The 9125-nt window shown below is 57.4% G+C and carries 8 protein-coding genes and 1 pseudogene; all 9 read left to right on the forward strand.

What is annotated here, in order from left to right; genetic code table 11:
- A partial coding sequence (locus Q7J58_RS21640) for an integrase core domain-containing protein (protein WP_304832019.1) occupies positions 1-259 on the forward strand: 259 nt, incomplete at its 5' end.
- Positions 260-280: 21 nt separating this feature from the next.
- Positions 281-2167 (forward strand): Ig-like domain-containing protein, encoded by a 1887-nt coding sequence (locus Q7J58_RS21645; RefSeq protein WP_304832021.1) that lies wholly within the window; start codon positions 281-283, stop codon positions 2165-2167.
- Positions 2168-2184: 17 nt separating this feature from the next.
- Positions 2185-2739, forward strand: a complete 555-nt coding sequence (locus Q7J58_RS21650; RefSeq protein WP_304832023.1) for a shikimate kinase — start codon at positions 2185-2187, stop codon at positions 2737-2739.
- A 123-nt stretch (positions 2740-2862) separates the two neighbouring features.
- Positions 2863-3987, forward strand: a complete 1125-nt coding sequence (gene aroB / locus Q7J58_RS21655; protein WP_304832025.1) for a 3-dehydroquinate synthase — start codon at positions 2863-2865, stop codon at positions 3985-3987.
- Positions 3984-5171 (forward strand): deoxyguanosinetriphosphate triphosphohydrolase, encoded by a 1188-nt coding sequence (locus tag Q7J58_RS21660; protein WP_304832026.1) that lies wholly within the window; start codon positions 3984-3986, stop codon positions 5169-5171. Before aroB ends, Q7J58_RS21660 begins: the two co-directional genes overlap by 4 nt.
- Positions 5168-6412, forward strand: coding sequence for an MFS transporter (locus tag Q7J58_RS21665; RefSeq protein WP_304832028.1), 1245 nt, complete (start codon positions 5168-5170; stop codon positions 6410-6412). Before Q7J58_RS21660 ends, Q7J58_RS21665 begins: the two co-directional genes overlap by 4 nt.
- Before the next feature lie 113 nt (positions 6413-6525).
- Positions 6526-7191: a hypothetical protein gene (locus Q7J58_RS21670; RefSeq protein WP_304832029.1), complete on the forward strand. Its 666-nt coding sequence runs from the start codon at positions 6526-6528 to the stop codon at positions 7189-7191.
- A gap of 70 nt (positions 7192-7261) precedes the next feature.
- Positions 7262-7969, forward strand: a complete 708-nt coding sequence (locus Q7J58_RS21675) for a transposase (RefSeq protein WP_304832031.1) — start codon at positions 7262-7264, stop codon at positions 7967-7969.
- A 186-nt stretch (positions 7970-8155) separates the two neighbouring features.
- Positions 8156-9125, forward strand: a pseudogene (locus Q7J58_RS21680) (glutamate synthase subunit alpha); the annotation flags it as partial.

Consider the following 9125-nt stretch of genomic DNA (forward strand, 5'->3'; position numbering starts at 1 on the left):
CAATGGCATGGTTGAGCGCTTCAATGGCCGCATCAGTGAGGTTGTCAAACAAACCCGGTTCGCCTCGGGTGCCGAACTCGATGCGACTTTGAACAACTACATGTTTACCTACAACCACCACATCCCACAGCGCTCGCTGGGGCATCTCTCGCCGGTCGATGCTCTCAAGGCCTGGAGCAAGAAAAAGCCGGAACTCTTCAATAAGCGTGTTTATAAACAGGCGGAACTTGATAAGTTTGTTGCTTTGCTTGCTTGGTGAGTTTTAATTAAAGGCGTTGAGATGAAATTATTTGGAAGGCTGGGTGGAGTCCTCATTGTAGTCTGCCTAGTTGGCTGTGGGGGTGGTGGTGGGAGTGGTATAGTGGTGTCGTCTGGTAATTCATCTGTCAAATCAGCTGTTATTACATTGAATTTGGTGGGTGCCGATAATGTTTTGACAACATACGTTGATGCATCTCAAGCTGTATTGGCTAAGGCAACTATAAGAGATGCTAATGGGAAGCTTGTCGAGGGTTTGAAGGTGACTTTCTCATCTGAGAATAACCTGATCAAGCTGTCACCAGCTCCTGATGTTTTGACTATCAATGGGGTGGCTACGGTTCAGGTAAGTGCTGCATCGCTTTCCGCTGTTGGTGCAGGTACGATAAGTGCCTCTGCAGTATTTGGCGGGGTTAATCTTCTTGCGACAAAAGATTTTCAGTTGTCATCTGCGAACCTAAGCTTGACCGATCTGAATGTTGGGTCAGCGAGTTTGGCTGCTTACGATAATCGGCAAGTTTCTGTTGTAGCTAAAATTAATGGTATTGCTGCAACGAGTACGCCAGTAGTTGTGACATTTAGTGCAAGCTGTGGAGAGGTAAGTCCTGCATTAATCACAACGGATGCAAATGGACGAGCGTCCACCACCTACACAGCGAGTGAAGCGCAATGTGCGGGTACCAATGTTTTTATCACAGCAAACAGTGCTGGCTTGGCTTCTCCTGTTAGCAGTGCAATTTCTGTAGCTCCTATAACTGCGACAAATATTCAGTTTGTGGATGCAAGGCCTGCAGTGATTTATTTGTTGAGTTCGGGTGCGGCCACACAATCGCAGGTTCGATTTAAAGTGGTTGATTCTGTTGGCAATCCCATACAGCACAAGAGTGTTCGGCTGGAGTTGATCAACTCAGTAGCAGGTGTTGGGTTGAGTCTTGATACGTTGGGGAATGTGGATCCTGTTACAAAATTTACAGGTTCTGATGGTGTAGTTGGTGTTGCGGTATTTAGTGGCAATGTTCCTACCTCCATGAAGGTTCAGGCAAGTCTTCTTCCTCCCGATAGTCTTGTTCAAACGACTTCTTCACAACTGGTCGTTGCCTCGGGGCGTCCTGTTCAAAAATCGGCCAGTTTGTCATTAGAGAAGTTTTCAATTGAGGGTTGGTCTATAGATGGCGTAACCACCTCTGTTACCTTGTCTGTGGCTGACCGACAAGGGAATCCGGTACCACAAGGTACCGAGGTTAATTTTGTAGCCGAGTCGGGGGTTATGATTCCACCCACATGCGTGATTCAAGAGGCGTCTCAATGTTCAAGTACGCACAGGTCTAGCGGCACAAGGCCGCTAGATGGGCGTGTTTCAATATTGGCCTATGTGCCTGGGGAAGAAGACTTTACCGATTTTAATTTTAATAATAGTTACGATGCTGGTGAGCCTTTTGTTGATTTGGGTAATGCTTTTAGAGATGATAATGAAGATGGGCGCTATACAGCGGGGGAGTTTTCTGTTTTGCGTGCAGGAGGTTTGCCTTGTTCTGTCGAGAGTGTGAATGGGCGTTCAAATTCGTGTGATGGTATTTGGGGGCCTATTGAGGTGCGTCAGCAGGTTGTTGTGGTTTATGCATCATCTCGGGCGTATTTTGATGATATTGTTGTTGGTGCTGCAAGGGTTCGGGTTAGAATCAAAGATGTCAATGATAATAGCATGCCTGCTGGGTCATCTTTGTCGGCAGAGAGTATTTCATTCGGAGTCTGCACAATAATGTCGGCAGCACCTGATGTGATTGCAAATCGGTACGGACCGCAGGATATTGATATGGAGCTTGATGGTTGTAATAGCGGCGATAGAATAAGAGTACTTGTACGTACTCCAAGTGGTTTTGAGTCTTCCCACGTTGTGACAATTCCTTAATTTTTATCCATATATTTTTGTTGATTACGTTAATCGGCCTGCCCGGCTCAGGAAAATCCACCGTCGGGCGTCACCTTGCCCGGCGTTTGTCTCTTCCCTTCTTTGATTCGGATCATGTGATTGAGCAGCGTATTGGCTGCTCGATTCGTGAGTTTTTCGAGCGGGAGGGCGAAGAGCATTTCCGCGATCTTGAGCAGGCGGTGCTGGACGAGTTGACGCAGGGCGAGTCCTGTGTTTTGTCCACTGGGGGTGGTTCGGTGCTTCGAGCTCAAAACCGCGCCCATTTGCATGCGCGAGGGCGGGTGATTTATCTGCGTTCCACACCAGAAGAGGTGTTTCGCCGCCTTCGCCACGACCGCAATCGACCTTTATTGCAGGTGGCAGATCCGTTGCAGCGTTTGCGTGATTTGTATGCCGTGCGCGATCCGCTGTATCGCGAGACGGCCCACTATGTGATTGAAACAGGTCGGCCTTCGGTGGCGACGCTGGTCAACATGATCGTGATGCAACTGGAGCTGGCGGGTATTGACGCGGGGTGTGCACAGGGCAGCTGTGCTCGTGCGCACCCATGAGAAAAAGTCTTGGTGGAGCGCTCCTTGGAAAAAGGTGGCGTTCTGGCAGAGTCTGGTCGGCTTGACTGACGGGCTTGGTCGGCCGTTCGGGTTGCCTTTGCGAAGGGCCTAAACTTCAGGGCTATGAATACGCAGACTCTTACCTTTACCACCGAGGTGGTGGATATCGCCCTTGGCGAGCGCAGCTATGGCATTTTGATCGGTTCAGCGCTGTTTGACCGCGACGCCAGTTACATCGGCTTGCCTGCAGCCGCTTGCGCCGTGATTGTGACGAACGAAACCGTGGCCCCCTTGTATGCACAAAGCCTGGCTTCTGCCCTGTCGCCCCGTTACCCCGTGGTTCACACAGTGGTGTTGCCTGATGGCGAGGTTTACAAAACCTGGGAATCGTTGAACCTGATTTTTGACGCCTTGCTGGGCCACGGTTGTGACCGCAAGACGGTGTTGTTTGCCTTGGGCGGTGGCGTGGTGGGCGATATGACCGGTTTTGCGGCGGCCAGCTACATGCGCGGGGTACCTTTTGTGCAGGTGCCCACCACGTTGCTGGCGCAGGTCGATTCGTCGGTGGGTGGCAAAACGGCCATCAACCATCCGCTGGGCAAAAATATGATCGGTGCTTTTTACCAGCCGCAGCGGGTGATTTGCGACCTGGACACGCTCAAGACGCTGCCTGTGCGGGAGTTGAGCGCGGGTTTGGCCGAGGTCATCAAATATGGTCCGATAGCGGACATGGCGTTTCTGGACTGGATTGAGGCGAACATGGATGCGCTGATGGCGCGCGACCAACAGGCTTTGGCCTATGCGGTCCGGCGCAGCTGCGAGATCAAGGCCGATGTGGTGGGGCAAGATGAACGCGAGTCGGGCTTGCGTGCCATTCTCAATTTTGGCCATACATTTGGCCACGCGATTGAGGCCGGTATGGGCTACGGCCAATGGCTGCATGGCGAGGCGGTGGGTTGTGGCATGGTCATGGCTGCACGCCTGTCGCAGGCTTTGGGTTTGGTCGATGCGGCGTTCGTAGAGCGTCTGACTGCGCTGATACGGCGAGCAGGCTTGCCCACAGTAGCGCCGGTTTTGGATGCGCAAGACAATGTGGGCCGCTACTTGGCGCTGATGCGGGTTGACAAGAAGTCTGAGGCGGGGGAGATCAAATTTGTCTTGATTGATGGTCCTGGCAAGGCCGTGGTGCGCCGTGCTGCGGACGACGTGGTCGCGCACGTGATTCAAGCCAGTTGCGCCAAGGCATGACGCTCCCCAGCGGACCCACCACCGGTCTGGCCCCTTTTGCCTGTGATCCAGCGCACAGCAGAGGACGCCGGTTTTTTGAGCCTGAAGCACCCACACGCACCGCATTTCAGCGCGACCGCGACCGGGTGGTTCACTCCACGGCTTTTCGGCGCCTGGTGTACAAGACGCAGGTTTTTCTGAACCATGAGGGTGACCTGTTTCGCACCCGCTTGACCCACTCGCTGGAAGTGGCCCAACTCGGGCGCAGCATTGCCCGCTCGCTGCGTTTGAACGAAGATCTGGTGGAGGCGGTGGCGCTGGCGCATGACTTGGGCCACACGCCGTTTGGTCACGCTGGACAGGATGCATTGCACAACTGTCTCAAGGCGCTCTCCATCGCCGAGTCCCGCAGCGGGTCTGAGGCTTGGGGTTTCGAGCACAACTTGCAAAGCTTGCGCGTGGTCGACGAGTTGGAGGAGCGTTACCCGGCGTTCAACGGTTTGAACCTGAGTTTTGAAACCCGGGAAGGGATCTTGAAGCATTGCTCGCGGGCCAATGCCCAGCGTCTGGAAGCACAAGAGCCCGGTGGTGTGGCTCAGCGGTTTTTGCAAGGGGGGTCGCCGTCGCTGGAAGCACAGCTGTGCAACCTGGCCGACGAGATTGCCTACAACGCCCACGACATTGACGATGGTGTGCGTTCGGGCTTGTTGACGATGGACCAATTGGCCGAGGTGCCGCTGTTTGAACACTACCGTTTGCAGGCCCTGGCTGCGCACCCGCAGCTGGTCGGGCGCCGTTTGTTGTTTGAATCCATACGCCTGATGCTGAGCGAACAGGTGTACGACGTGATCGACACCACCCGAACGCTGATCAGCGCTGCGGGTGTGCAGAGCTTGGCCGATGTGCGCAGCGGCTCTGGGTTGGTGGCGTTTTCACCGGACATGCGCGAGCGCTCGCAGGTGTTGAAAACGTTTTTGCTGCGCAATCTGTACCGCCACCCGCAGGTGGTGGAGACCACCGACCGTGCGCGCCGGGTGGTGAGCGATCTGTTTGAGCTGTACCTGAACGCGCCCCACGAGTTGCCCGAGGCCCATGGCCGCAGTCAGCACCACGCCCGTGCGGTGGCCGACTACATTGCGGGCATGACCGACCGCTTTGCCATCCGTGAGCACCAGCGGCTGTGCGGGACCGTGTTGTTTCCGTGAGCGGCTTCGCTGAACCCAGCCTGGAGGGCCAGGACAAGGCCGCTGCCGAGGCGCGTCGCCTGGCTGCGCTGGTGGTGGCGGTGGGCGTCACCTGTGCCTTGCACGTGGGCAAATTGCCGGTGGCCATTCCGGTGCTGCGCGAGTCTTTGGGCTTGACGCTGTTGCAGGCGGGTTTTCTGCTGTCGCTGGTGCAACTGGCGGGTATGACGCTGGGCCTGTTGGTGGGCTTGATGGCCGACCGACTGGGTACGCGGCGGGTGATGTTGGCGGGTTTGGTGTTGCTGGCGCTGGGCAGTGCGCTGGGTGCGCTGGCGCCGAGCGTCAACAGTTTGCTGATGACCCGTGTGGTGGAAGGCATGGGCTTTTTGATGGCTGTGTTGCCCGCGCCTGGCCTGTTGCGCCAGCGGGTGGCGCACCCGCCCACCTTGGCCCGCGCCCTGGGCTGGTGGGGTGCTTACATGCCACTGGGCACCGCCTTGGCGTTGCTGCTGGGTGCACCGGCGATCCAGTGGATGGGTTGGCGCTGGGCCTGGCTGGTGTTGGCTGGGGTTTCTTTGCTGGCTGCTGCAGCGTTGATGCGCTGGGTGCCCGGGGTGGTGTCTGCTGGCCAACTTGCAGGTCATGTGCCGGCGAGGTTGTGGCCGCGGTTGGTGCGGACCTTGCGCGCACCCGGGCCTTGGCTGGTTGCAGTGGCTTTCTTGCTGTATTCAGGGCAATGGCTGGCGGTGGTGGGTTTTTTGCCCACCATATACAGCCAGGCGGGCTACAGCGGCGCTGTGGTGGGGGTGCTGAGCGCGCTGGCGGCAGGCATCAACATGGCGGGCAACATTGGTGCTGGACGCTTGTTGGCTCGGGGGGTGTCGCCTGGGCAGATCTTGTCGGTGGCCTATGGCGCCATGGCTTTGGGGGCTTGGGTGGCGTTTGCCGCACAAGGCTATCCCGTGTGGCAATACGGAGCGGTGCTGGTCTTTTCCGGTGTGGGCGGTCTGATTCCAGGCACCTTGTTTGGCCTGGCGGTGGTGCTCGCACCCAGCGAAGACACCGTGTCCACCACTGTGGGCTGGATGCAGCAGTTGTCTGCGTTGGGTCAGTTTCTGGGCCCGCCGTTGGTGGCCGGGCTGGCCATGCAAGTGGGGGGCTGGCACTGGACATGGCTGGCCACGGGCGCTTGTTCGTTGCTTGGTACGGTGGTCGCCTGGCGTCTGCAGGCTGCGTGGCAGATGCGTGCCGTCGTGGGCTGAGCGTTCATCGCAGCGCTCGTGCGCATGGGGACCGGTATCAGCCGCTAAACTTTCGGTAACATCATTTGCACGGGATTGCAGCGCCTTCACCACTTGCCGATAGGGAATTTCACATGAGTTTTCTGAACCAGCTCAAACAACAGGCGCAGACGTTGCAAACGCGGCAAGGCGATGACCTTCAGCAACTGGATGCCAACACACAAGCCACCGAAGCCGCTTGCAAGACGGTTTGGCACTACTTCATGGAGCTGCCGCGCCAGCTCAATGTGATCGAGCCCGCAGCAGCCAGTCTGAGCCTGGACGGAAAAACGCCCTGGCCTCCCATGAAACAAACCGACTTTCGGTTTGATGCGCGCAAGAAAACCTTGCGAGGCAAAGAAGTGTTCGAGTATTTGGCTTTGGGTTGGCAGCTGGAGCCGCAGCAACCTGCAGCGGCGGGTGCCAGTGGATCGCCCAAAGGGCGCGTGAGCGTCAACTTCCCGCCCGACCTGGAGCGGGTTGAGCGGCGCCTGCGGGTTGGGCAGGTGCGGCACGACCGACGCGAGTTGCGCCACCCGGACACCAACCGCTTGCAATCCATCGTGTTTGAGCACGACATGGTGGCGCGTGCCAGCGTGCGGATGACGCCCGACCATGACAAAGGCAGCGTCGAGGTTCGCCTCGCCGCAGTGGGTGGCCTGGAGGTTGTGAGCACCCGCTATACGGTGGCCCAATTGAACACGGCGGCACTGGACGAACTGGCCAAACTGATCGTGGGCCAGCCCAGCCGTTTTCTCTGATGCTGGGCCGTGCTGAGAACGCGGGGCAGATAATGGGGGTCAGATTAACCACCTGCTGAGCACCCGGTTCATGGCCCGCCTTCCCCGACTCACCGTTCCCGGCTATCCGCACCACGTCATTCAGCGCGGCAACAACCGCCAGCCCATTGTTCTCAGCGACGCAGACCGTGAAACCCTGCTGGGTCTGGTGGCGGATAACGCGCTCAAGCATCGCGTGGCATTGCACGCTTATGTACTGATGGACAACCACTTTCACCTGTTGCTCACACCCGAAACCGAAGACGGTGTGCCACAGATGATGCAAGCCGTGGGGCGGCGCTACGTACGCTATTTCAACGATCTGCATCACCGCAGTGGCACCTTGTGGGAAGGGCGTTACAAGTCCACACTGATTCAGTCGGAGTCCTATTTGTTGGCCTGTATGACCTACATGGACCTGAATCCGGTTCGGGCGGGCATGGTGGCACAGGCTTCAGATTTCGTATGGTCCAGCCACCGGCACTACAGTGGGCTGGCGCAAGACCGGCGGTTGACGCCGCATACGCTGTATTGGGGCTTGGGCAACACACCCTTTGCGCGCGAAGCGGCATACGCCGAAATGGTGCGCGATGGTTTGTCGGTGCAGCAGCAAACCCGCATCACGGGTGCAGCATTGCGCGGATGGGCGCTGGGAGATGCGGGTTTTGTGGCCGAACTGCAAAAACGGACCCAGCGTCGGGTGACAGAATCCCGGCCCGGGCGGCCGGTTTCGCAGCGCAAGAGCGCTGAGAGCTTGTAAAAAATACCTGTATATCAAGCCTCTTCCGCTTGGTTTTAATATGTCCCCAATTTCCATTCAAGAACTTTTATGTCTGTTTAATTGGAATCTGACCCCTATTATTTGACTTGGCATTTTTGTTGCATTGCACTATGCTTTGCAACCCGCGATTTTTGTTTTACGCCCTCGAACCGAAAAGGAAGCGCCATGACCACGGCAGCCGAACAGCAGCAACTCCAGCAACACGGTCTGTACGACCCGACCAACGAGCACGACGCCTGTGGCGTGGGCTTTGTGGCGCACATCAAAGGCCAGAAAAGCCATGCCATCGTTCAGCAGGGTCTGAAGATTCTGGAAAATCTGGACCACCGGGGTGCTGTGGGCGCCGACAAGCTCATGGGTGACGGTGCGGGTTTGCTGATTCAGCTGCCCGATGCGCTGTACCGCGAAGAAATGGCCGCCCAAGGCGTCACCCTGCCGCCCGCCGGCGAATACGGTGTGGGCATGATTTTTATGCCCAAAGAGCATGCCAGCCGACTGGCTTGCGAGCAGGAAATGGAACGCGCCGTGGCCGCCGAAGGCCAGGTGCTGCTGGGCTGGCGCGATGTGCCGGTGAACCTGGACATGCCCATGTCGCCCACGGTGCGAGCCAAAGAGCCGGTGATTCGGCAGGTGTTCATTGGCCGCGGCAACGACGTCATCGTGCAAGACGCGCTGGAGCGCAAGCTGTATGTGATTCGCAAGACCTGCAGCGGCAACATCCAGCGTCTCAAACTCACGCACAGCAAAGAGTATTACGTGGTCAGCATGAGCAGCCGAACGGTGGTCTACAAAGGTCTGCTGCTGGCCAACCAGGTGGGTACCTACTTCAAAGATCTGGAAGACGAGCGCTGCGTGTCGGCCCTGGGCTTGGTGCACCAGCGTTTTTCCACCAACACCTTCCCCGAGTGGCCGCTGGCCCACCCGTACCGCTATGTGGCGCACAACGGTGAGATCAACACCGTCAAGGGCAACTACAACTGGATGAAGGCCCGCGAGGGCGTGATGTCCTCGCCGGTGCTGGGCGCCGACCTGAAAAAGCTGTACCCGATCAGCTTCGCCAGCCAATCCGACACCGCCACGTTCGACAACTGCCTGGAACTGCTCACCATGGCCGGCTACCCGCTGGCGCAGGCGG

Origin of the sequence: Hydrogenophaga sp., from assembly GCF_030656115.1 — a bacterium.
GTDB lineage: Bacteria > Pseudomonadota > Gammaproteobacteria > Burkholderiales > Burkholderiaceae_C > Hydrogenophaga.

Bases quoted from the DNA above. Each gene is read 5' to 3' on its own strand.
- Q7J58_RS21645 (WP_304832021.1), top strand. From the start codon at position 281: ATGAAATTATTTGGAAGGCTGGGTGGAGTCCTCATTGTAGTCTGCCTA.
- aroB (WP_304832025.1), top strand. From the start codon at position 2,863: ATGAATACGCAGACTCTTACCTTTACCACCGAGGTGGTGGATATCGCC.
- Q7J58_RS21660 (WP_304832026.1), top strand. From the start codon at position 3,984: ATGACGCTCCCCAGCGGACCCACCACCGGTCTGGCCCCTTTTGCCTGT.
- Q7J58_RS21670 (WP_304832029.1), top strand. From the start codon at position 6,526: ATGAGTTTTCTGAACCAGCTCAAACAACAGGCGCAGACGTTGCAAACG.
- Q7J58_RS21675 (WP_304832031.1), top strand. From the start codon at position 7,262: ATGGCCCGCCTTCCCCGACTCACCGTTCCCGGCTATCCGCACCACGTC.